Annotated in this window: 20 protein-coding genes; 13 read left to right on the top strand and 7 right to left on the bottom strand. The window is 68.4% G+C overall.

Translation table 11 applies throughout. The features are described from left to right. Positions 1 to 3 precede the first annotated feature (3 nt). Complete coding sequence (locus IG65_RS0131035) at positions 4 to 510, bottom strand: SRPBCC family protein (RefSeq protein WP_030518508.1); 507 nt, start codon at positions 508 to 510, stop codon at positions 4 to 6. A gap of 440 nt (positions 511 to 950) precedes the next feature. Continuing rightward, complete coding sequence (locus IG65_RS0131025) at positions 951 to 1739, bottom strand: GTP-binding protein (protein WP_030518507.1); 789 nt, start codon at positions 1737 to 1739, stop codon at positions 951 to 953. A 154-nt stretch (positions 1740 to 1893) separates the two neighbouring features. Between IG65_RS0131025 and IG65_RS0131020 the strand changes: the two genes are divergently transcribed. From IG65_RS0131020 to IG65_RS38135, 3 genes are all read left to right on the top strand, one after another. Beyond that, entirely contained in the window at positions 1894 to 2316 is a 423-nt protein-coding gene (locus IG65_RS0131020) for a Zn-ribbon domain-containing OB-fold protein (RefSeq protein ID WP_030518506.1), read from the top strand. Continuing rightward, the gene (locus tag IG65_RS0131015) at positions 2309 to 3508 is read left to right on the top strand and encodes a lipid-transfer protein (protein ID WP_030518505.1); all 1200 of its coding nucleotides are present in this window, start codon (positions 2309 to 2311) and stop codon (positions 3506 to 3508) included. The genes IG65_RS0131020 and IG65_RS0131015 overlap by 8 nt, the downstream gene beginning before the upstream one ends. A gap of 353 nt (positions 3509 to 3861) precedes the next feature. Continuing rightward, entirely contained in the window at positions 3862 to 4023 is a 162-nt protein-coding gene (locus IG65_RS38135; protein ID WP_156055864.1) for a hypothetical protein, read from the top strand. A 74-nt stretch (positions 4024 to 4097) separates the two neighbouring features. Here the strand turns inward: IG65_RS38135 and IG65_RS0131000 are convergent, their stop codons facing one another. Continuing rightward, complete coding sequence (locus IG65_RS0131000; protein ID WP_030518504.1) at positions 4098 to 4769, bottom strand: hypothetical protein; 672 nt, start codon at positions 4767 to 4769, stop codon at positions 4098 to 4100. Positions 4770 to 4860: 91 nt separating this feature from the next. Beyond that, positions 4861 to 5175, bottom strand: coding sequence for a cold shock domain-containing protein (locus IG65_RS0130995; RefSeq protein ID WP_231509544.1), 315 nt, complete (start codon positions 5173 to 5175; stop codon positions 4861 to 4863). A 264-nt stretch (positions 5176 to 5439) separates the two neighbouring features. Between IG65_RS0130995 and IG65_RS0130990 the strand changes: the two genes are divergently transcribed. Further along, positions 5440 to 6252, top strand: coding sequence for an alpha/beta hydrolase (locus tag IG65_RS0130990; RefSeq protein ID WP_030518502.1), 813 nt, complete (start codon positions 5440 to 5442; stop codon positions 6250 to 6252). A gap of 17 nt (positions 6253 to 6269) precedes the next feature. Here the strand turns inward: IG65_RS0130990 and IG65_RS0130985 are convergent, their stop codons facing one another. Continuing rightward, positions 6270 to 7247 (bottom strand): adenylate/guanylate cyclase domain-containing protein, encoded by a 978-nt coding sequence (locus IG65_RS0130985; protein ID WP_030518501.1) that lies wholly within the window; start codon positions 7245 to 7247, stop codon positions 6270 to 6272. A 134-nt stretch (positions 7248 to 7381) separates the two neighbouring features. On the opposite strand from IG65_RS0130985, the gene IG65_RS0130980 reads away from it, so the two are divergent. After that, positions 7382 to 8233, top strand: a complete 852-nt coding sequence (locus IG65_RS0130980) for a SigB/SigF/SigG family RNA polymerase sigma factor (RefSeq protein WP_030518500.1) — start codon at positions 7382 to 7384, stop codon at positions 8231 to 8233. Positions 8234 to 8364: 131 nt separating this feature from the next. After that, positions 8365 to 8847 (top strand): hypothetical protein, encoded by a 483-nt coding sequence (locus tag IG65_RS0130975; protein WP_030518499.1) that lies wholly within the window; start codon positions 8365 to 8367, stop codon positions 8845 to 8847. Here IG65_RS0130975 and IG65_RS0130970 read toward each other — a convergent pair. Continuing rightward, positions 8823 to 9620, bottom strand: coding sequence for a hypothetical protein (locus IG65_RS0130970; RefSeq protein WP_030518498.1), 798 nt, complete (start codon positions 9618 to 9620; stop codon positions 8823 to 8825). The genes IG65_RS0130975 and IG65_RS0130970 overlap by 25 nt on opposite strands. A gap of 89 nt (positions 9621 to 9709) precedes the next feature. Here IG65_RS0130970 and IG65_RS0130965 point away from each other — a divergent pair, with 89 nt between their 5' ends. From IG65_RS0130965 to IG65_RS0130950, 4 genes are all read left to right on the top strand, one after another. Next, positions 9710 to 10312 (top strand): DUF4232 domain-containing protein, encoded by a 603-nt coding sequence (locus IG65_RS0130965; protein ID WP_051757249.1) that lies wholly within the window; start codon positions 9710 to 9712, stop codon positions 10310 to 10312. Positions 10313 to 10469: 157 nt separating this feature from the next. Beyond that, the gene (locus tag IG65_RS39415) at positions 10470 to 11420 is read left to right on the top strand and encodes a hypothetical protein (RefSeq protein WP_231509543.1); all 951 of its coding nucleotides are present in this window, start codon (positions 10470 to 10472) and stop codon (positions 11418 to 11420) included. 21 nt (positions 11421 to 11441) lie between these two features. Then, complete coding sequence (locus IG65_RS0130955) at positions 11442 to 11777, top strand: PQQ-binding-like beta-propeller repeat protein (protein WP_030518495.1); 336 nt, start codon at positions 11442 to 11444, stop codon at positions 11775 to 11777. Between the two features lie 7 nt (positions 11778 to 11784). Then, positions 11785 to 12840 carry a DUF4185 domain-containing protein gene (locus tag IG65_RS0130950; RefSeq protein WP_030518494.1) on the top strand — a complete coding sequence of 352 codons (1056 nt, stop codon included), beginning with the start codon at positions 11785 to 11787 and terminating at the stop codon, positions 12838 to 12840. Positions 12841 to 12848: 8 nt separating this feature from the next. On the opposite strand, the gene IG65_RS0130945 is transcribed toward IG65_RS0130950, so the two are convergent. After that, positions 12849 to 13400 (bottom strand): TetR/AcrR family transcriptional regulator, encoded by a 552-nt coding sequence (locus IG65_RS0130945; RefSeq protein ID WP_030518493.1) that lies wholly within the window; start codon positions 13398 to 13400, stop codon positions 12849 to 12851. Positions 13401 to 13562: 162 nt separating this feature from the next. Here IG65_RS0130945 and IG65_RS0130940 point away from each other — a divergent pair, with 162 nt between their 5' ends. The 3 genes from IG65_RS0130940 to IG65_RS0130930 all read left to right on the top strand — a co-directional run bounded on the left by IG65_RS0130940 (position 13563) and on the right by IG65_RS0130930 (position 23080). After that, positions 13563 to 14489 carry a ParB N-terminal domain-containing protein gene (locus IG65_RS0130940; protein WP_063833835.1) on the top strand — a complete coding sequence of 309 codons (927 nt, stop codon included), beginning with the start codon at positions 13563 to 13565 and terminating at the stop codon, positions 14487 to 14489. Between the two features lie 43 nt (positions 14490 to 14532). Next, positions 14533 to 16776, top strand: coding sequence for an MMPL family transporter (locus IG65_RS0130935; RefSeq protein ID WP_030518491.1), 2244 nt, complete (start codon positions 14533 to 14535; stop codon positions 16774 to 16776). 187 nt (positions 16777 to 16963) lie between these two features. Beyond that, positions 16964 to 23080, top strand: a complete 6117-nt coding sequence (locus IG65_RS0130930) for a type I polyketide synthase (protein WP_051757247.1) — start codon at positions 16964 to 16966, stop codon at positions 23078 to 23080. Positions 23081 to 23166 lie beyond the last annotated feature (86 nt).

The raw sequence follows: 23166 nt of genomic DNA, 5'->3' as shown, positions 1-23166 counted from the left end.
TTCCTATTCGTCCGAGGAGGCACGCGCGCTCGGATTACCGGCGAGGGTCGGTATCTCGCCGGTCTGCAGCAGCGCCCGCGCACGGTAGAGGACTGCGAATGCGGCGGTATCGGTGAGGACATCGGCAATCGGCGCCAGCACCGACAGGGTCACTTCGGTGCCCAGTCCGCGGGGCGCGTCGCGGAAGTTCAGTTGCAGGGCGGCACCGGCGGCCTCGGTGCCGGTGAACCGCAGTGTTCCCGGACCTTCGGTCAGTGTGGTTGTCCACGTGCCGGTTTCGTTGCCGTGCGAACCCAGCCGCCACTCGAACCGGTGACCGTCCTCGCTGCTCACCGAGGCCACATCCCCGAACACCCGGGACAGCTGGTGGGGATCGCGCCAGAGCCGCTCCACATCCTCGCGCGGGCGGGCGATCGTCACCGACTGCGGATGGCCGTACCCGGAGGCCGCGCCCACCACTTTCGTGACCACCGTGCCCAGTCGATCCTTGACCGCATCGGTGACATTCATCCGGTCCTCCTCGCCGGTCGCTTCGCTGGCGAGCTACCCGGGACCGAAGGTGGTAAACGCCGATTGCCGCAAGGTCGCGGACCGGCAGTGATCGTTTCGGATGAGACTTTCCCGACCGGTAGAGTGTCGGTCCTCGGTGTCCTCACGTGGGAAGCGAGGCGTGCGCCGACTCGTCGAGTGCGGCGAATTTTCTGAAACGTCCTTCTTTCATAAGATTGCTGAGCTAGGTTCACGGCTACGCCGGACACTCGGCGATGAGTAAGTCGGAGGACACCGTGGAATTTCTTGGCTCAGTCGCTGGCATCCTGCAGATGGTGATCGGCACCATCCTCGCCAACACCGGTTCGGGTGGCTCCGGCTCCGGTTGGTGAACGTGACGGATTCGGCTCGCTACCGGTGAGCCGAATCCGTCACGCGGGTGGGCGGTGTCGCCGGGTCCTTCACTGGTCGAGGGCATGCTCCGGCTGGCAGACATGCATCGGCGACGGCAGGTACCGGACCATCGCGTCCAGCAGTGCGGTGATGTCGTCGCTGTGCGGCGACGCATCGCACAGGACGGGCACGACATCGCCGATCCGGGTGAGGTGGCGGATCCGGTCGTGCAACTGTCGCGGCGGCATCTTTCCGGTGCCCGGCAGGCGGGACCGCGCGGTGTCCTGCGCCAGCACCGTGTCCACGAGTTCGTGATACCGCTGTACGGCGCCCGGCCAGTGATTGCCGAAGAATTCGGTGGCCATCGGTTCGAGTTCCCACATCGGTACCAGATCGATGAGGCCCTCGAATTCGGGGCCGATGCCGAGCGGCATCTGCAGCGTCACCGGCACCGCTCCGCGGGTGGCGGCGACCGTGCGCACGCAGTGGCCGAAGTCCGCGGCGTGCCGGTCGAGTCCGCGCACCAGGCACAGGCGTGCGACCTGGTGGTCGTCGGCCACCCGCAGTATCGCCTCGAGTCGCGGAGCGCTCGTCGCGGCCGCGTTCATCGGCACGACCATTCCGTCGGCCGTCCGGATGGCCCGTTCGAGTTCCGCGATGGGCGCGTGGCTCGACAGTTCGGTGATACGAACCGTGTGCTCGGCGCGGTCGGTCACCCACTCGACGGTGACCGCTGAGCGGGACCCGTGTGCGGTGGGCCGGCGGCGCAGCCGGCCGATGAGCGCCGTCGTCTCTTCGGGCTCGCCCACGATCGTGACGTTGCGAATCGACTGCGGGTCAATGATTTTCACGCCCATCGCGTTGCGTACTCCCGATCGGCTCGCGGGTGGGGACCGTCCTCGACGAGGTCTCACCGTACCCGCGGGGACGCATCGGCGGAGCGGATTTCCTCGCCAAAGTAGAACGTGTTCCTATATCGTCGGCGCTGTGCAGAAAGAACAACGCCCCGCCGTGGAAGGTTGGTTCACTGCGGACGACGGCACGGTACGTATCCAGGGAAGTCGCTGCGATGTGTGCGGCACACCGTATTTCCCTCGGAACACCCTGGCCTGCCGCAACCCGCAGTGTGCGAGTCCCAAGGACGGATCCGAGCTGGTCGAGTACCTGTTCTCCACGCGAGGCCGGATCTGGTCGTACGCGGACGCCCGCTACAAACCGCCCGCGCCCTATGTCTCGCCGGATCCGTTCGAGCCCTACGTCGTCGCGGCGGTGGAGCTCGAGGAAGAACAGATGGTGATTCTCGGGCAGGTCGTGCGCGGCCTCACCGTGGACGACCTGGCCGTCGGCATGCCGGTCGAACTGGCCCTGGGCGTGCTGTACGAGGACGAGGAAGCGGAACACACGGTGTGGATGTGGAGGCCGGTCGATGCCTGACAACGATCGCGATATCGCCGTCCTCGGTGCGGGAATGCACCAGTGGGGCAAATGGGGACGCAATTTCGTCGAATACGGCCTGGTGGCCGCGCGGGCGGCGCTGGCCGATGCCGGCGTGGACCACCGCGACGTCGGCTACATCGCCGGCGCGGACACGATCCGCAACGGCTACCCGGGATTCGTGTCGGGTGCGACGTTCGCCCAGGCGCTCGGCTGGTCCGGCGCCCGCATCTCGAGCAGCTACGCCGCCTGTGCCTCCGGCGCTCAGGCCATCGCCAACGCGCGGGCCCAGATTCTGGCCGGGTTGACCGATGTGGCGCTCGTGGTCGGTGCCGATGCCGCGCCGAAGGGTTTCTTCCAGCCGGTCGGCGGTGAACGCCGCGACGATCCGGACTGGTTGCGCTTCCACCTGCTCGGCGCCACCAACCCCATCTACTTCGCGCTGTACGCGCGCCGGCGGATGGCGCTGCACGGGGCCACGCTCGACGATTTCGCCGCCGTCAAGGTCAAGAACGCCAAGCACGGCCTGAACAATCCCTATGCCCGCTACCGCAAGGAGGTCGCGGCCGAGGAGGTCGCCGCGTCGGCGATCGTGTCGGATCCGTTGCGGCTGCTCGACATCTGCGCGACCAGCGACGGCGGCGCCGCGCTGGTGCTGACGTCGATGGACTACGCCCGCCGCCACGGCATCGCAGACCCGGTCCGCATCCGGGCGCTGTCGACGGTCACGCCCACCTTCCCGAAGACCGTGCTCGATCTGCCGGATTTCGCCACCGACTCGGCGGTGGCCTTCGATGCGCCCTCGCGTTCGTTCCGGTCCGCGATCGCGGACGCCGCCTACGAGGAGGCCGGGCTCGGCCCCGCCGACCTGTCCTTCGCGGAGGTCTACGACCTGTCCACCGCGCTGGAACTGGACTGGTACGAAGACATCGGGCTGTGCGAGATCGGCGGTGCCGAGGAGCTGTTGCGCAGCGGCGCAACCACTTTGGGCGGTCGCGTGCCGGTCAACCCCAGCGGTGGCCTGGCCTGCTTCGGTGAAGCCATCCCGGCGCAGGCGATCGCTCAGATCTGCGAACTCACCTGGCAGTTGCGCGGCCGGGCCGACGGTCGTCAGGTGGAGAACGCCCGCGCCGGTATCGCCGTGAACCAAGGCTTGTTCGGCCACGGTTCGGCGATCATCGCCACCCGCTGAACCCCGCTCCGCTCACGAAAACCCGGGTCGCATCCCGGGTTTTCGCGTATCCGGGCCGGTGCGTGGTCGCCGGCGTGGCAGGGTGCACCGGTCCGGTTCGCTCAGCCCCGAGTGGCCTGGTCCGGAACGGCGGATGGGAAGATCACGGCGAGTCCGGCGCCCGAGATCGAGGCGGTGAGGACACGGCGGAAGGTGAAAATCGGCAATTCCGCTCCTTGCTGGGCGGAGAAGAGTTCACTGGCCTGTGTCGGCAACCCTACGTCCGGGGCGTGTGACGAAAAAGTGGTTTGGCAGGCCGGGATCGGGGTTTTCGGTAGTCAGCAGTGATCTTGGGGGAACGAGGAGTGAGCCGCATGCCGAGTAACAGAGATTCCGTATTCGTCGACGATGAAGCCGTGGCCTCGATGCCCGCCGAACAGCCGGGCGCGGTGAGCTGGCCGGACCCCAGCCCCCTCGATTCGTGGTGGAACGACATCATGGGCCTGTCGGCCGACCCGCCCCGTCCCGCCGCCTGACGGAAGGGCGAAATCCTCAGCGCCGCAATCCTCAGCGCCCAAATCCTCAGTGCCGCAGTGGTTTCGATCGGCTGCTACGGTTGTTCGGCGCCGCGTCCTTCGCGGCTGCCCCGGTAGGCGCTGCGCCGGATGCGAGTGATGAACCCCGGGGCCAGCGCGACGCCGGGCGGGTGGTGCAGGGTCGGGTCGACGGCGTCCTCGGGCGGAGGAGCGACGGTTTCGGCGGTGAGCCGCAGATTCGCGAACGGTTCTTCGGGTCCGTGCAGTCGCGCGGCCGTCAGTGTGAAACCGAGGCCGTGAGTGGTCGTGTATTCGCGCAGCGTCGCCAGGGAGGCGTCCGCAGGTTGATCGGCGTCCGGCCGGGCGAATATCCACTGGGGTGCGCCGCCGTCGAACCGATAGGCCATGAGAGTCCCGTAGGTCGCGTGGCGCCACGACGGGACAGGTATCGCGAAAAATCGGGTCAGCGTGCCGGTGGGTGTCGATGCCAGCGCGAGGTCCCAGCGCCCGCCGGGGGTCTGCACGCGCAGTCCGATTCCCACGGCGTCGGGCAGCCGTCCCGGCATGCCGAGGGCCTTGGACAGGCGAACCTCGACGTCGCGTTCTCCGTCCCCGAAATACCTCTCGAAGGCCGGCGCGGAGTGCAGGCGCGCACTGAACCAGAGGCCGCGCGGATGGAAGACGCGGGCACGCCGGACGCGGGCGACCAGCTCGAACGATTCCTCGACCAGGCGTTCGGCTTTCACATCTCTGCTTTCGTCGTGACGGTCGGGTCGGATCGGCGGCAGCCGACATCTGGCCGGTACCCCGTCACGGCCGAGGTATTCGCCTCCGCAGTCAGGATTCGTCGCCGGCGCGCGGGTAGGGGAGCACCTGTGTGGCCTCGGGCCCGCCGCTGGTGTGGGTCACGGTGAAGACCACCGTCTGCCCGGGGCTGAGAGTTTTATAGCCGGGCATGTCGATCGTGCGGTAGTCGACGAAGACCGCGTCACCGGAGGCGCTGGTGAGGTAGCCGAACCCCTTCTCGGCGTTGAACCACGTCACCTGCCCCCGCTGCCAGCCCGGCAGCTTGTCGTCGACCGGCATGAGGTGCGGATCCGGGTGGGTCCGGTGCTCGGCGGGAACAACGGCGGGTGTCCAGGTCACGGTCATGCGCAAACTCATTCCGGTCGCGGTGGGGAAAACTGCTGGCCGGTCGCCGGTTTGCCCGGCGCCGACGCCCGAGATACCCGGTCGTACCGCGACCAAACAAGCCCTGCTGTTCCCGTCGACTCCGCTTGCGGGCCGGGTGAACGGATCTTCCGGATCGGCTGCCGGTCCACTCCCGAGAGCGCTATCGTCGCTGCCAGGTCGCCTTTGCCCATTGGTTGCCGGCCGTGCGTGCATGCCCGCCGGCGCAGCGATGAAGGGACAGCCATGAGGATCACCCGTTTCGCGAAAGCCGTTTCGATCGTGTTCGCGCTGATCGCCGGTTTCGTCGTGGCGGCACTCGGACCCGCGAACGCTCAGACCATGCCGACGATCGTGCTGGTTCACGGCGCGTTCGCCGACACCACCAGTTGGGACGCCGTCGCCGGCGATTTGCGCGGGCGGGGGTACCAGGTGGTGGTGCCCGAGAATCCGCTGCGCGGACCGGCCTACGACGCCGCGGCGGTCGAGAAGACCGTCGCCGGAATCTCCGGTCCGGTGGTCCTGGTCGGCCATTCCTACGGCGGTGCGGTGATCACGAACATCCACAATCCGAACGTGAAGGCGCTGGTGTTCGTGGCGGCATTCGCGCCGGCGCAGGGCGAGCCGGTGGCCCTGGCGCTCGATCCGATCCGTTTCCCCGGTAGCCAACTATTGCCGCCCGCACTGCAGATGAAGGTCGTCGACGATTCGAGCAACGCCCTCGGCCGCAACCTCGACGCCTACATCGCCGACGCCTCGTTCCATCAGGTGTTCGCGCCCGATGTCAGCGACGCCACGGCCGCGACCATGCTCGCCCACCAGAAATCGCTCGCGGTGGCGGCGAATGTCGAGCCGTCCGGATCGCCCGCGTGGTCGAACACGCCCAGCTGGTACCTGGTCTCGGCGAACGACACCGTGATTCCGCCCGCCGCGCAACGGTGGATGGCGGGCCGGATCGGCGCGCACACCAGTGAGGTGCAGGCGTCACACGTCGCGCTCGTTTCCCAGCCGGCCGTGGTGGCCGATGTGATCGCATCGGCGGCCGCGGCGACGACATAGTCGCGGCAGCATGATCGTCAGCGCTGTTTGCGCTGACGCTCCCGGAGCACATGGGAACGCAGGCGGGAGAATCCCTTGACGCGCACGCTGCGTAGGTGACGGAGGGAGAACTCGGTGTCGCCGGCCAGGGCCGCGGCCGCGCCGTCGTCCACGAGAACCGTGCCGGGACGGGCGACACCGGTCAGCCGGGCGGCGGTGTTGACCACCGTGCCGTAGAGATCGCCGAAGCGGGTCAGCACGGGACCGTAGGCCAGGCCCACCCGGATCTGGGGCATCTCCGAAATCTTCTGGGCCGCCCGGCCGATCGCCACGTGCAGGGCCAGCGCGATGCGCGCGCCCCGGTGCGGATCGTCGACGGCGAACATCACCTCGTCGCCGACGTTCTTGATCACCCAGCCGCCGTGGGCGGTGATCGCCTCGGTGGTAGCGGTTTCGAACGCTTCCAGCAGATCGGTCAGCTCGTCGGGGTCGAGGTGGCGCGAGAGCCGGGTGTAGCCGGCCATATCGGCGAAGCCGACGAGCAATTGCCGTGCGGCGCCGTCGGATTCGAGCGACCGGCTCAGCGCCGCGGCCAGATGGCGCCGCCAGGCGTACTGCTGCAGGTCGGTGAGCACCTCGATGGCGTGGGTGGTGGCCTCGGCATCGGTGCCGGCGCCGAGTTCGCGGGTGATCAGGTCCGCCTGCCATTCGGCCAATCGCGCCATCGACTGCCCGAGGGTACGGGCCGCGGCAATCTGGTTCTGCTCGTTGACATTCGAGGCCGGGCCCAACGCGCAGAAGGTGCGTACCGCCGCGACGTCGGCGTCGGTGAACGCCTCCTCGTCGTCACTGGCCGCGGCCGGAAAGCCCAAGGCGATCCACAGTTTGCGGGCGCTGTCGACCGAGACCCCGGACAGCTCGGCGACCTGAGCGCGGGTGTAGCGGCGGGGACCACCGAGAAGAGTTTTTTCGACCACCGCGTCGACCACGTCGGCCGGCTCACCAGACTCGCTCACCCGGCAAGTACAGCACACGTGGCGGGGATGGCGCCGCCGTCGTTCGGACGGATTCGACCGAAAAATCTTGTTTGAGCGTCCGAGCCGCGGATACCCAGGGCGGCATGGTTCATACGGAAGCTGCGGAGACGATCATGAGCACCGATACCACTGCTGCCTCGCCCCGTTCCGCGACCGCTCGCGACGACGGTGGCCGCAATTCCTATGACGGAATCGAAGATTCCTTCCGTGCGCTGGCCGAACTCGATGCCGCCGACCCGCGCCGGGCCCGGCTGCGGGAGCAGATCATCGCGGACTGCATGCCGCTGGCCGCGCATATCGCCCGCCGGTACGAGGGCCGCGGCCAGTCGCGGGAGGACCTGCAACAGGTCGCCAATCTCGCACTGGTGCTGTCGGTGGACCGTTACGACGTTTCCCGGGGCGCACCGTTCCTGGGCTTCGCCGTGCCGACGATCATGGGGGAGGTGCGGCGTTACTTCCGCGACAGCGGGTGGGCGGTGAAGGTGCCGCGCCGGATGAAGGAACTGCGCGCCCGCATCTCTCAGCACAGCCTGGTGCTGTCACAGCAACTCGGCCGCGAGCCCAGCAGCCATGAACTCGCCCGCGCCCTCGACGTCCCGGTCGAGGAGGTCGTGCAGGCCACCGTCGCGGCCAACAGCTATCTGTGCGACTCGCTCGACGAAACCCAGTCCGCCGAGAGCGACAGCCCCACGCCGCTGGGCGCCCGGCTGGCGGTCGACGAACCGCGCTACGAGTTCACCGAGGACGCCATCACGGTGAAACCGCTGATCGAGGCGCTGCCCGAGCAGGAGCGCAAGATCTTGATCCAGCGTTTCTACGAGAACAAGACCCAGTCCGAGATCGCTGCGCTGCACGGTATCTCGCAGATGCAGGTCTCGCGGATCCTCAGCCGGGTTCTCAGCGGTCTGCGCGACCAGGCGCTCGCCGAACCCACGCGGCGCCGGCACCTGCGCGCGGTGGCGTGACCTGCGCGCCGGCATCGAATTTGCCGGTTCCGTACCCGAATGTCCGGAACTGCGGCCATGATCGGTAGGGCGTGCCGACTCTAGACCGCAGGGTCGGTTCGTTTTCTCGGCGAGAGAGGTCGGGCCGATCGATGGCTGAGACTCCAGCGGTCACCACCGCCCCGTGCGCATTCGGCGCTCCCGGACTGTTGATGCGCATCGATGAGGTGATGCGCCGCCACGCCGGTCACACCCTGCTCCGCATCGTCACCGCGGTCACCGGCCCGGCGCACGCGGTCCCGGATTATCTGACCCTGCACGCCGAAGCGGTGGTCGACGAGGCCGTGCGGCACATCGTCGCCCACCCCGGCGCCGACACCGTCGTCGTCACGGCATCGGTCACGACGATGGTGACGGTGGTCGTCGAAGCCACCGGCCCGGTCGGAATCCTCCTGCCTCCGCTGCTCGCCTCGAGCGCACGGGCGCGGCTGCTGGGCGGGCACTGCGCTGTCGATCGGGGTGCTCGCCTCGTCTGGTCGGTTCCCCTGCCTCCGGCCGACATCCACGCACGTGTGCCCGCCGGTCCGGCACGCCGGCGCGGTGATCGGCCCTACGCGAAGTTCTCCGTGATGTAGTTCGCCGCCGCGGTCGTCCAGGTCACATCGGTGCCCGGCATGTCGTGTGCCGGATACAACACGTGCTGGCCGTCGGGATACGGAGTGAGATAACCGATCACGCCGTTGACGGTGGTGGCGAATCGTTGCAGGTTGGCCACCGGATTCGACATCAGGAACTCCAGCAGCTGCGCGAAGATGAGATAACTCGCGTTGCCGAAGCGCGCGCCCTCGACGAACGAGAACGGCGAGATGCCCACGTCGATGACGCGAAGCGGCGAGTCGGCCGGAGACGCGGTGATGATGTCGCCCGGGTTCGCGTACTCGCGGGTGGCGACCGCCGCGGGCCAGGTGCCGTGCTGACCGTGCAGGCCGTACGTCGTGGGCGGGCACAGGTTGTTCACCGAATCGCCGGCCTTACGCAGGGGGTTGGCGATGAAGACGGCGAAGGCGATCTCGAGCGGGCTGCCGTCGGTGTTGGTGTACTCACCCGAGGCCACCCCTTCGAGTATCCGGCTCGCGCAGATGCCGCCGAGCGAATAGCTCAGCAGCGCACAGACATTCGGCGACTGCTGAATGGCCTCGACCCCCGCGGCGATACCCAGCCGGACCGAGGTGTCCAGCGACGGCCCCCACAGATTCGGATCGGGCCCGACCGAGGCGGGCCAGTCGGGTTCGAAGAAGCTGAAGCTGTCGGTCGAGAGCAGATCGGTGACCGCGGCCAGCATGCCCGCGGGGCTGCCGTCCGCGTTCCGGGGCTCTCCGGTTCCTCGCAACGTGATGATGTCGATCATCGGGTTCTCCTTGCCCGCGACGAACTTCGACGGATCTTCCACGGTAGGCCCCGAACCGAGTACGGTCGGGTGTTGTGAAAAGAAGGCGGATGGCGTGGTGGTCGCTCACCGCGGCCGTGGCTGTGATCGTTGCCGGCTGCGGGTCGGACCAGTCGGCGCCGGACACTCCGAATACGAGCGCGGCCCCGGCCTTACACATGGGTTCGGTACCTTCCGACGATGGTACCCCGCCCACCCGCGCCGCGAATGCCGTTGCGGCACAATGTCGGACATCCGATCTCGCGGCCGCGCTCGGTCCCGCGAACGCCGCCGCCGGAACTGTCGCGTTTCCGATCGTGTTCACCAACAACGGGTCCGGCCCGTGTGTCCTCGAAGGTTTCCCGGGCGTCTCCTACGCCACCGGCCCCGACAGCGCACCCGTCGGCACTCCGGCGGCCCGCGAGGGAACCGCGTCCGGTCCGGTCTCGCTGGCGCCCGGCGGCCAGGCGTCGGCGCTGGTGTTCGCGGTCGACGTGCACAACATTCCGGCCGAGCAGTGCGGGCCCGTCGACGTGCCGGGTCTGCGAATCTACCCGCCCGACAACACCGCATCGCTGTATCTCGACCATGCGGCGACAGCGTGCGGTAACGGACAAATGACTGCACACCAGCTGCGGGTGCGCGCCCTCGTACCGGGCGCCGAGGGACGGTAATTCGATCTTCGACGGGTTTCGTTGGGAGACCGTCGATTACGACGCGGTCACGAGAACCGCACTATCGATGACGGGACAGGCGTAGCCTCGGACAATGAGATAGCCACCCACTCGAAACCCGGTCCTGCCGAGGACCGGTCGACTCTTGGAGGGGAATATGGTCGATTCCCTTTTCGCCGACGTGTCCGAGTTCCAAGTGCCGGTCGACGACTCTTACCCGTATCAGCTCTTCTCCTTCCGTTCCAACGACGGGACCTACCAGGACCACAACTTCTATCAGAACTATGCCTGGGCGGCCCGGGCCGCCGATTCCGGACGCATCGCCTGCTTCATCGTCTACTTCTATTGGCGGCCGAACTGGCTCGATACCGTCGACACCCACCGGGGCATGGTCGGTCAGGCGGGTGGCCCGCATCCGAAGATGATCGCGATGATCGATGTGGAATCGGGCGGCAATCCCGGCGGGGATCAGTCGGACGGAATCAACCGCGCCTATTGGCGGCTGGCCGATTGGCTGGGCTCGACCCGCCGGGTCATCGGCTACGCCAACCGCCCGGATTTCGACAGCATGTGGCCGGTGCGCCCGGACGGCCTCAACATGATCGGTGCGGGTTACGGCAGCAATCCGAACCTGCCCGGCCAGATCGCGCACCAGTACACCGACGGTCAGGGCTACGGCGGCGGCCTGCCCGAGGGTGCCCCGCCCTTCGGCAACTGCGATATGAACTCCGCCGACGGCTTCTCCCCGGAGGATTTCGCCAATCTGGTCGGGGTCGGCACGGTGGCGCCGGATCCGGTGACCGACATGTGGATTCAGTTCATGGGGATCGGCGGCAACGGCTGGCCGCAACTGGCCGGCCATACGCTGGTCGACGGTGTCGCCAGCGTGGGCCAGACCCTCGGCCTGCCGGGCTTCGCGGCGCCGCCGGGTCCCACCCAGGTGCCGCTGCCGCGTGACTCCGACGGACGCATCCGCGACGAGTGGATCCAGATGCGCGGCCTGCAGGGCACCGGCTGGCCGCAACTGGGCGGCTGGTCCCTGGTCGACGCCATCGCGGCCATCGGGCAGAAACTCGACATCCCCGGCTTCCAGCCTCCCCATCCGTAAAGCCCCCGACGGAGTATTCGCATGCCGACAATCGCCAGTACGAACGGCCGCTTCTTCGTGATCACCGACTGCGTGCCCCAGGTCCGGGCGGCGGCGACAGCGGCCGCCGCGGGCGGCACCCTCGCCGCCCTCACCACCGCCACGGCCGCCGAGATCTCGTTTCCGGAAGGGGCTTTCGCCGACGTCGCATCCTGTGCCGGACCGCAGGCCGGGCCGACGGCCTGGTTCGCCACCTTCAACGGCGGGGTCCCCGACGGCTGTGTCTATGCCATCGACCTGACCACCGGGCAGGTGTGTACCGAGAACGCCAACCGAGCCGCGGCATGGACGCGGTTCGTGCTCGCCGCCCCGGCATGAGCCGGCGATGGCGACGCACTGGGGGACTCCGCTCACCGGGTACGCCGGAAGCACGGCCAGGCAATTCGGTGTAGGTGGCACCGACCTCGGAATCCCGTACGACCGAGATCATTTCGCGCCGCGCGCGTCGGGATTCGTCTTCGGCGACACGTTCACCGGTGACAGTCAGGGGTCCGGCACCTGGCTCGGGTCGCCGGTGTTGCTGTTCAGCTCGGACCTCCCGGACGCCACCACCACCTTTTCCGCGACCCCCGGTGGCGCGCAGGCGCGCCAGGCTCTCACCTACGCCCACAACGCCGACAACGGCTACGGGGTGGAGGTCAGCCGCATTCCCAACGACGCCTTCGTCGATCCGAACGGGCGGACGTGGCTGACCTACACCAGCGTTCACGACTGGAGCATCGCCGACGATCGATACGGCGCGCTGTTCTGTGGCCTGGCCTACTCCGACGACGACGGCGCGACCTGGACCGATTACGCGACCGTCTGGCCCAACGACGGCAGTGACGGCTACGCCGGCTGGAGTCCGTTCATGATGCAGTCGTTCGCCGGCATCGGGAACAACAACGGCGACGGCTATCTGTACATCGTCTCGAAGGAGTGGGGCCGCAGCCACAATCGCAACGGCCCGATCCTGATGCGCGTGCCGTGGCAGCAGATCGCCGTCCGCGCCGATTACGAATACTGGGGCTACAACGGTTCGTCCTGGCAGTGGGACAATCCCACTCCCACTCCGCTGTTCGGCGGTATGGGCCCGATCGGCGAGGTGAGTGTGAAGAACATCGCCGGGACGTGGGTCATGTCCTACTTCGACGTCGCAGGCGCCTGCATCTCGACCCGCACCGCACCGGCCAACGATCGCGTCTGGACCTCGCCGAAACGACAGATCGTCGCCTCCGCACCGTGGTGGCAGTTCTGGGTTCGTACGTTCCCGCAACTCTACGGCGGCTACATCCACCCGCGGTCGAGCTCACTCACGGACATCACTCTGTATGTCTCGCAATGGAACACCACCACGAACAATCCGTATTGGGTAATGCAGTTCGACGGCATCACACCGTAGCCACCGGGTCAGCGCGGCGGGCGACCGGCGAGCATCGCCTTCGCCGCGGCGCGCAGGTCGGCGCGCGGGGCGCGGGTGTCGAGTTCGGCGATGCAGATCTCGCGCACCATCGCGACCTTCAACATCGACGCGGCATCCGGATCGGACCAGCCGACCGCGACCATATCGGGCCGGCTGGCGGCGAGGAAACCCTCGCGCCGCTGGGCGATCTCGGTGCGCAGGCCGGGATCCGACTGGGCTTGGAGCATGAAGGCCTCGGTGCCGCAGCTGTGCAGGCAGGCGTCGAGGAAGGCGTCGACGCTGACCGCGAGCCGGTCCGGACCCGGCGCCATCCCCCGGATCGCCTCCGCCACTCGCGCGCTGATGAGTGTGAAGAACTGGCGATACAGCGCCACCAGGTAGGTGTGGCGGTTGGGGAAGTGCCGATAGAAGGTGCCCTTGGCCATGCCCGCCTCTTCGACCACGGCATTGATCGAAAGGCGCTGTAGTCCTTCGCGTTCGGCTACGACCATGCCGGCGGTGAGCAGGGTGGCGCGGCCGGATTCGGCGACGACTGTCATGGCGAGGGCACTCCTGGAGCGTTCTGTTCGGAAAGTCTAGTCGTGATCATCCGGCGCGCCTACGCTGTGACCGATCGGTCGGCCCGGCACCGGGTTTCGAACGGCCGGTTGCGGTCATCGGTGACCGGTCCCGTTCCGGACGAACTTCTTTTGGGGGCTGGAATGTCCGCTCAGCGTAAAGCGAACGTCGGCGCAGTGGTGCCGCTGACATCCGATGCGTGTTATCGAGTCGAACTGCAGCGGCTGCTGCCGGCGGATTCGCCGCGTTCCACCGGGGAGGATCGCCGCCACATCGTGCGGCTGGCCGAAAGCGAGTCGCAGTGGCCGCCGATCCTGGTCCACCGCGCGACCATGCGGGTGATCGACGGGATGCACCGCGTGCATGCGGCGCGGATGAAGGGCATGACCGATATCGAGGTGTTGTTCTTCGACGGCAGCGCCGCGGAGGCATTCCTGCGCGGCGTCGAATCCAATGTGGTGCACGGGCTTCCGCTGACGCTGCCCGACCGGAAGGCGGCCGCGGAGCGCATCCTGGAATCGATGCCCGAATTGTCCGATCGTACAATCGCCACCAGTACCGGATTGTCGTCGAAGACGGTGGCGCGCATCAGATTGCGTTCGACCGGGGAAACTCCGCAGTCGAACATCCGGATCGGCGCCGACGGCCGTTCCCGGCCGCTGGATTCCTCCCGGCGGCGCCAGCAGGTGATCGAATTGCTCACGGCCTCACCGGATATGCCGCTGCGCGCACTGGCGGCGGCCGCCGATGTATCGGTCAGCACCGCGCACGCGATCCGGAAGAAGATGCGCGAGCGTCTGTGCTCGGACGGCGATACCGCCGAAGGGCCCGATACGAATGCCCTACTGCTGCAGAAACTTACCCGCGACCCGGCCATGCGGGCGAGTCAGCAGGGGCGAGATCTGTTGCGCTGGTTGCATTCCCATTCCATGAACCGCAAGATGTGGCCGCGGGTGGCCGAAGCGGTGCCGCCGCATCTGGCCGCGACCGTCGCGGAGCTGGCCAGCCGCAATGCGCGGGAGTGGCGTGCGTTCGCGGACCGGATCCAGTCCTCCGACACCGCCATCTGAACGCCGCGCATCCGTTTCGTCGCACTCCCGAGAGGTTCGGCACATGCTGTCCACCGTCGCCGCTTTCGCCACCCGACACGCCCGCGCGGTCCTCGCGGCATGTCTGCTGGTGGGCATCGTCAGCATCGCCTTCGGCGCCACCGCGCCGACGCATCTGAAGACGGGTGGGTTCTCGCCGCCCGATACCGAATCGGCACGCGTGTCGTCCTTCCTGGGCGACGAATTCCCCTCGGCCGCGCCGAACGTGGTTCTGCTGGTGCGCGCCCCCGGGGGAGTCGAGTCCGCAGCGGCACGGACGGCCGGCGAACGCGTGGTCGCGCAGTTGCACGCCGACCACCATGTCGACGCCGTGCAGTCCTATTGGCAACTGGCGCCGGATCTGCGCTCGGCGCTGCGCAGCGGCGACGGCCGGGAGGCGCTGGTGCTCGCGCACGTCGCGGGGGACGACACCACCGCACCGCAGCGCGCGGGCGCGCTCGTCGACCGGATCGGCGGTGACTACGACGGTGTCACCGTACTCGCGGGCGGTCAGGCCGTGGCGCTGAATCAGATGAGTGAGCAGGTGGTGAAGGATCTGATCGTCACCGAGGCGATCGCGGTCCCGTTGACCGGGCTGGCGCTGATCATCGTCTTCGGCAGTGTGATCGCCGCCGCGATACCCCTGGCGGTGGGTCTGTTCACCATCGCGGTCACGCTGCCGCTGCTGCGCATCCTCGCCGAGTTCGGCGACGTGTCGATCTTCGCGCTGAACATGATGAGCGCTCTCGGTTTCGCCGTGGCGATCGATTCGAGCCTGTTCCTGGTGAGCAGATTCCGCGAGGAACGCGCGGCCGGTCTCGACACCGGTGCGGCGGTCGTGCGCACCGCGCGGACCGCGGGGCGCACGGTGCTGTTCTCCGGTGCGGTCGTGGGACTTTCGCTGTGCACGCTGCTGGTGTTCCCGCTGTATTTCCTGCGGTCGCTGGCCTTCGCGGGGCTCTCGGTACTGGCCGCCGCCGTCGTCACGACCCTGCTGCTGGTACCGGCCGCGCTGGCGGTGACGGCGCCGCACCTGCACCGGTTCGATCTGCGAGTTCCGTTGCGGCGCTGGGCTCACCGGCCGGCACCGAGCGGAGTGCCCGCGCAGCCGGCCGACACCCGCTGGTATCGGGTGGTGCGGGCGGTGATGCGCCGGCCGGTGCTGTCCGCGGTCGCGGTGGTGGCGCTGTTGCTGGTCCTGGGCACGCCGGCCCTCTCGATGCGATTCGGCTCCGCCGACGACCGTGTCCTGCACGGTGCGTCCAGTCACGAGGTCGGTGACGCGTTGCGCGGCGACTTCCGTGAGAATGCGATGGCGGCGGTGACCGTGGCGCTGCCCGGCTACGGCCTCGTCTCACCCGAGCTGGAGCACTATGCCGCCAATCTCTCCCGGGTCGAGGGCGTGACCTCGGTGTTGTCCGCCTCGGGAGTGTTCGCCGAAGGAACCCGGGTCGCGGCGGCGCCGGACGGTATGAGCACGCCGGCCGGTACCTATCTGCGCGTCGGCACCGAGGCCGACCCGTCGTCGCCGGCGGGCAACGATCTGTTGCACCGGATTCGTGACGTGCCCCCGCCGAGCCCGGCACTCTACGGCGGCGCCGCGGCCGAGAACGCGGATTCGGTGCACGCGTTGACCTCTCGGTTGCCGCTCGCGCTGGGCCTGATCGCCGTGTCGACCCTGCTCGTACTCCTGGCTTTCACCGGCAGCGTGTGGCTTCCGGTCAAGGCGTTGCTGCTGAATACCCTGTCGCTGTCGGCGACATTCGGCGCGATGGTGTGGATTTTTCAAGAAGGTCATCTGTCGGCAATATTCGGTTTCACGCCTACCGGATTTCTGGTTCCGACCATGCCCATTCTCATGTTCTGTCTCGCCTTCGGCGTTTCGATGGATTACGAAGTATTCCTGCTCTCCCGAATTCGTGAGGAATGGATTGTGACCGGAGACAACACCCGATCGGTCGCGATCGGCGTGGCCCGCACGGCGCGCATTTTCACCGCCGCCGCACTGCTCATGACGATCGCCTTCGCGGGGATGGTGACCTCGCGAGTTTCATTCATTCAGCTGTTCGGCCTGGGACTGGCGCTCGCGGTGCTCAGCGATGCCACCCTGATCCGCGGCATTCTCGTTCCGGCCCTGATGCGCCTGCTGGGCGCGGCCAACTGGTGGGGGCCGGCATGGCTGCGGCGATTGCCGGCCGGACTCGAGGGCGGGCCGGATCCGGATTCCCGGGCCCGGCCGGGGCCGGATCCCGTTCCCGTACAGAATTGACCGACAGAAAAATGCGCGAGGCGCCGGTACGCACCGGCGCCTCGCGCATTTGTGTGCGTTCGGAATTCGTTGACCGCTCCGAATCGCACACCATAGGCTGCACGTATCCGGTACAGGTGTCCGGAATTTGGACAACGCCGCGGTTCGTCCCGACGAATTCGGGCACTGTTCACAGCCAGGAGTGACAATGGTCGACATTGCGATAGTAGGTATCGGCTGCCGTTTTCCCGGTGGCATTTCCGATCCGAAAGGTTATTGGGATTTCCTGCTCGGGCGCGGCGACGGAATCGTGGATATTCCGCCGGACCGATGGAGCATCGACAAGTACTACGACCCGGATCCGGACGCACCGGGCCGAATGTACACCCGCCGAGGCGGCTTCCTCACCCAGCCGCTGTGGGACTTCGACGCCGACTTCTTCGGCATCGCCCAGCGCGAAGCGGCGATTCTCGATCCGCAGCAGCGGCTGCTGCTGGAGGTCGCCTGGGAGGCGCTCGACGACGCCGGCATGGCCGGGCGGGTGCCCGGCGGCCGGGTGGGCGTGTATGTCGGCGGCTTCATCCTCGACAACGCGCTCGGGCGCAGCGGGCCGCTGGTGCGGTCGGCGATCAACAACCACACCGCGATGAGCGCCTCGCACACGCTGCTGTCCAACCGGATCTCCTATCTGCTGGATCTGCACGGGCCGAGCCTGACCGTCGACACCGCGTGCTCGTCGTCGCTGGTGGCCACTCATCTGGCGGTGCGGGCGATTATCGCCGGAGAGTGCGAGACCGCGATCGTCGGCGGCGCCAACGCGATGCTGCAGCCGGAAACCTTCATCTCCATGTGCAAGGGCCGGTTCCTGTCCGTCGACGGCCGCTGCAAGACGTTCGAGGCCGGCGCCGACGGCTACGGCCGGGCCGAAGGGGCCGGCGCGGTGGTGCTCAAGACGGTCGATGCCGCCGTACGCGACAAGGACCGGATCTACGCGGTGATCCGCGCGACCGGCGTCAATCAGGACGGCCGGACGATGGCGATTCCGGTGCCGAATCCCGTTGCCCAGCAACAACTCGCCGCGCAGGTCCGCGAGGAGTCCGGCATCGCGGCCCGCGACATCGGCTATCTGGAGGCACACGGCACCGGCACCGCGGTCGGCGACCCGATCGAGATGAAGGCGCTCGGTCAGGTCTACGGCGCCGTCGACGGCCGGACCGCGGCGGTGCCGGTCGGATCGGTGAAGGGCAACTTCGGCCACACCGAGGCGGCGGCGGGGGTGGCGAGCCTGATCAAGGCCGCGCTGACCCTTCACCACGGCACGGTCGCGCCGCACTTCTCGCTGTCGAATCCCAACCCGGAGATCGCGTTCGACGAATGGCGCCTGCGGGTGCCGCTCGACAGCGAGCCGCTGCCGGGCATCCCCGGGCAGCGTGCGGTCGCGGTCAACGGATTCGGCTACGGCGGCACCAACGCCCACGTGATTCTGACCGAGGCGCCGGCCCCGGTCGCAAGCCCCGAACGACTCGACGTGCCGCGGATCGCGCCGCTGTCGGGCCGCTCCGAGGCCGCGGTGCGCGAGACCGCGGCGGAACTGGCCCGAACCCTGCGCGACGACACCGTCGACTCGGTGACGGCGGCGCTGTGGACCCGGCGCGCGCACCATTCGCTGCGCACCGGATTCGTCTACCGCGATGCCGATGATCTGCGTACCCAGTTGCGCGACTTCGCATCCGGTGCGGGTAAGGCGCCCGCCCGCGCGGTCGGTGACGGTTCGGTCGAGCCGGTGTTCGTCTACAGCGGTATGGGCCCGCAGTGGTGGGGGATGGGCCGCGAACTGCTCACCGCCGACACCACTTTCGCCCGCGTGGCCCGCGAGGTCGACGCGGAATTCACTGCGGTGGCGGGCTGGTCGATTCTGTCGGAGATGCTTGCCGGGGAGCAGGATTCGAAGGTCGCGCAGACCGCCGTCGCGCAACCGGCGAACTTCCTGCTGCAGGTGGCGTTGACCGCCGAGCTCGCCGAGTACGGCGTGCGCCCGGCCGTGGTCGTCGGCCACAGCGTCGGCGAAGTCGCCGCGGCGTACGTGTCGGGCGCGCTGTCGCTGCGCGACGCGGTCCTGGTCAGCTATCACCGGTCCCGGTTGCAGGCCACCACGGCCGGAACCGGGGGCATGCTCGCGGTCGGCATGCCCGAGGCGGATGTCCGGACCTTGCTGGCCGACAGCCCCGGCATCTCGATCGCGGCGGTGAACAGCCCCAGCGCGGTCACTCTCGCCGGCGACAGCGCCGACCTGGAGATGCTGCGCGATATGCTCTCGGCGACAGGGACTTTCGCGCGCATGCTGCGAGTGGAGGTGCCCTATCACAGCCATCTGATGGATCCGATCCTGGCGGATCTGGCCGACGCGCTGGCGGAGCTGACGCCGGGAGCGGCCACCGTGCCCAGCTATTCGACGGTCACCGCCGACGCGCTCGACGGCACCGCCTGGACCGGGGCCTACTGGTGCCGCAACGTACGCGAACCCGTGCGCTTCGCCGACGCGATATCGAGCCTGCTCGACGCCGGACATCGGGTCTTCGTCGAGGTCGGGCCGCATCCGGTGCTCAGCGGCAATATCCGCGAGCTGCTGATCCACCGCGGTGTGGTCGGCGCGGCGGTGAGCACGCTCTCGCGCGACCGCGACGACCGCCGCCACATCCTGCAGGCGGTGACGGACCTGTATGTCGCCGGTTCCCTCGACGGCACCAGGATCCCCGGACACCCGGAGGCGGCGCGGTCGCCGTATGTCGCCCTGCCTAGCTACCCGTGGCAGCGCAAGCGGCTGTGGCACGACGAGCCGATCACGACGCGCGACAAACTCGGCGCCGCGAACAGCCCCGCGCTGCTGGGCGAGACCACGGCCGGCGCCGGATCGGAATGGGAAGTGCAGCTGTCGGTGTCGCGACTGCCGTGGCTTCCGGATCATGTCGTCGACGGCCATGTGGTGCTGCCCGGCGCGGCCTACCTCGACGCGGCCCTCAGCGTGGCGGCCGAGCGGACGGGCCGCAGCCGGATCGGGCTCGAGGACATCGAATTCGTCGCGCCGCTGGTGATCGACGAACACGACGTCCCCGTGCTGCGCGTCACGGTGGAGGAGAGCACGCGGCGTTTCGCCGTCCACTCCCGCCCGGCTTCGGCCGAGGTCTGGACCCGCAACGCGGTCGGACGGCTCGTCGAAACCGATTTCGACACGGCGGTCGAACCGTTCGGCGCGCCCGAGGGGGCGGCCGTGGTGGCCGGCGCCGACCTGTACACGGGCCTGGCCGCCCGCGGCCTCGACTACGGCCCGGCGTTCCAGCGCATCGTCTCCGCGGTCATCGGCGGCGATACCGTGCTGGCGAGCGTCACCGGCGATGCGCCCGCGAATCCGGACCACCCGCACCTGGCCCATCCCGCGGTGGTGGACGCGGCGTTGCAGTGCGTCGCCGCGCTGGCCGCCGACAGCGGTCCCGACGCGGGCGCGACCGTCCCCGCAGCCATCGGCAGCGTCCGCCTGCTGGCCCCGCTGCCGCAGCGGCCCCGGGTGGTCGTCACCCGGCGCGGCACCGATCCCTTGCGCGCCGATATCGCCGTCCTCGACGAGGACGGCGCGGTGTCGATGCGGATGACCGGGGTGGAGTTCCGCCCCGTGTCGGTGCGGCCCGATGTGGTCCATCAACTGGGTGGGGTGTTCTACCAGCAGGTGTGGGAAGAGGTCGACTACGGCGAGTTGCCTTCGGCGACAACCGGATTGGTCGTCATCGGCATCGGCGCCGATACCGCCGAACGGGTCGCCGCCCTGGCCGGCGCGGACGCGGCGACGAGTGTGGTGCTCGCCGATGTGGACGAGATCGACGAGGAGCGGCTGCGTGCGGCGCTCACCTCGGCAACCGGTCCCCGGCACGTCGCCGTGGTGGCCTGCGGTGATGCGCCCGCCGACGGCACCGTCTACGCCCTCGCGCGGATCGCGGCGGTAGTGGAAGCGCTGCTCGCCGAGGATGATTCCACCGATCTGCGGTGCGTGGTGATCACCGAGCACGCCCTGTGCACGCCGTCCGACACGGCCACTCATCCCGAACACGGGGCGCTGGTCGGGGCGCGACGGGCGCTGCTCAACGAGCAGCCGGCGGCCGGATGGCGTCTGCTGGACCTGGACGAGGCGGGCTGGGACGACTGCCGCACACTGGTTGTCGCCGACGACATCGGTGACGAGATCGCGGTGCGCGCGGGCACCGCCTGGGCCGTGCGGATCGCGCAGAATCTGGACGATTATCTGCGGCAGCGTGATTCTGCCCGGCCGCTCACCGATCCGGAAGCCGGATTCGAGGCCGAGATTCCGCGTTCGCGGCTGCTGTCGGATCTCGCGTTGCGCGAATCCGCCCGGCGCGCGCCCGGACCGCGCGAGGTCGAACTGCGGATGGACGCCGTCGGTCTCAACTACAAGGACGCGATGAAGGTCCTGGGCGTGCTGACCGAGAAGGAACTCGGCGACACGTACTTCGGCATGACCGTCGGTATGGAGGGCTCGGGTGTGGTGACCCGGGTCGGCGCGGATGTCGACGAGGTCGCCCTGGGTGACCGGATGATGGTGTGCGCGGGCGACATCCTGCGCCGCTATGTGACGATGCCGGTCGACGCGGGCGCCTCGCTCCCACATCGGCTCGATCCCGGCGAGAGCTACGATCCGCTTACCTGTGGTTCCGGATTGCCTTATCTGACAGCGGAATTCGGTCTGCGGACGCTGGCGCGGCTGCAACCCGGTGAGACCGTGCTCGTGCACGGTGCGGCCGGCGGCATGGGAATGGCCGCGGTGCAGGTCGCCCAGCACATCGGCGCCCGCGTCATCGGCACCGCCAGTACGGAATCGCGACGCGATCAGGTGCGGCAGCTGGGCGTCGACGATGTCCTGAACTCGCGGTCCGCGGGGTTCGCCGACGAAATCGCGGCCTTGACCGGTGGCCGTGGCGTCGATGTGGTCTACAGCTCCGCGCCGGGTGAGATTCTGCGCCAGAACTTCCGGGTCGCAGCGGAATTCGGCCGGATCGTCGATATCGGCAAGGCCGACATCTACGGCGGCGGTGTGATCGACCTGGCCCCGTTCGACCGCAACCTGACCTTCTTCGCGGTGGATATGGACCGGGCGCTGGCCCACGATCCGGAAATTCTGCGGGCGCCGCTGCGGATCGCGCAGCAGCGGCTGCAGGACGGCACCTACCGATACCTGCCCTATACGGCGTATCCGGCGTCGGAGTTGCCGGCCGCGTTCGAAAGTGTCGCGCGCTCACAGCATGTGGGTCGCGTGGTGATCGATATGCGGGAGCAGGAGCCCGCGGTGCGGCCACCACTCGGGCATCCGGTGATCGACCCGGACGGGGTGTATCTGGTCACCGGTGGATTCGGCGGATTCGGTCTGGCCACCGCTCGCTGGCTGGCCCGCTCGGGAGCGCGGCGGCTGGTGCTGGTCGGCCGGCACGGCGCCGTCACGCCGCAGGCCGTCGCCCAGGTGGCGGCGTTCACCGAGGCGGGCATCGAGATCGTCGAGGAACGCCTGGACATCGCCGACTACGCCGCGACCGTCGCACTGCTGCAACGGATTCGGAGCACCGCGCCGCTGCGGGGCATCTTCCACGCCGCCGGTGTCGTGGACAATCTGCCGATTCCGCAGATCACGCGCGACTCGCTGAGCGGATTGTTCACCAAGGTGCGCGGCGCCTACAACCTCGACCGCGCACTCACCGCGACCGGGATCGAACCCGACATGTTCGTGCTCTACTCCTCGATCAGCGCGCTGGGCTGCATCACACCGCAGGTCGGCTACGCGGCGGCCAATGCCGCACTCGACGGTCTGGCCGCGAGCCGACGTGGACGTGGTGCCGCGGCGCTGTCGGTGAACTGGGGCTTCATGGCCGGTGGCGGTATGGCCGACGGCAGTGAGGCGCTCGTCGGGTACGTCAAGATGCTGGGCTTTCGTCCGATCGATATGGATCGCGCGACGGCGTTGCTCGCGGAATGCCTCGCGCTGGATACCGCGCAGGTCGCGGTCGCCGATATCGACTGGGGTGTGTGGGCGAGCGGCGCCCGGCCCTCGGTCGAGACCCGGCGCTTCCGGCAGCTGCTGGCCGATGCCGGCGTCGGCGGTGAAGGGCAGGGCAGTCTGCGCGGCGAGGTGATGGCATTGCCGCCCGAGCATCGCGCCGATTTCGCGGCCCGCCAGCTCGCCGAGCAGTTGGCGGTGGTGCTCGGCGTCGCCGTCGAGACGGTCGATATCGACGAACCGGTCACCAATGTGGGAATGGACTCTCAATGACTGTGTCAAGCCGCAGCTGCCACCGATGTCGGGCGGATGGCACTGAATTCGCGGCCGTCGCGCAGCAAGGCCCACAAGACATCCAC

The sequence above is a fragment of the Nocardia sp. NRRL WC-3656 genome, from assembly GCF_000720265.1.
Lineage (GTDB): Bacteria > Actinomycetota > Actinomycetes > Mycobacteriales > Mycobacteriaceae > Nocardia > Nocardia nova.
This window is presented reverse-complemented; position numbering and strand designations above follow the sequence as displayed.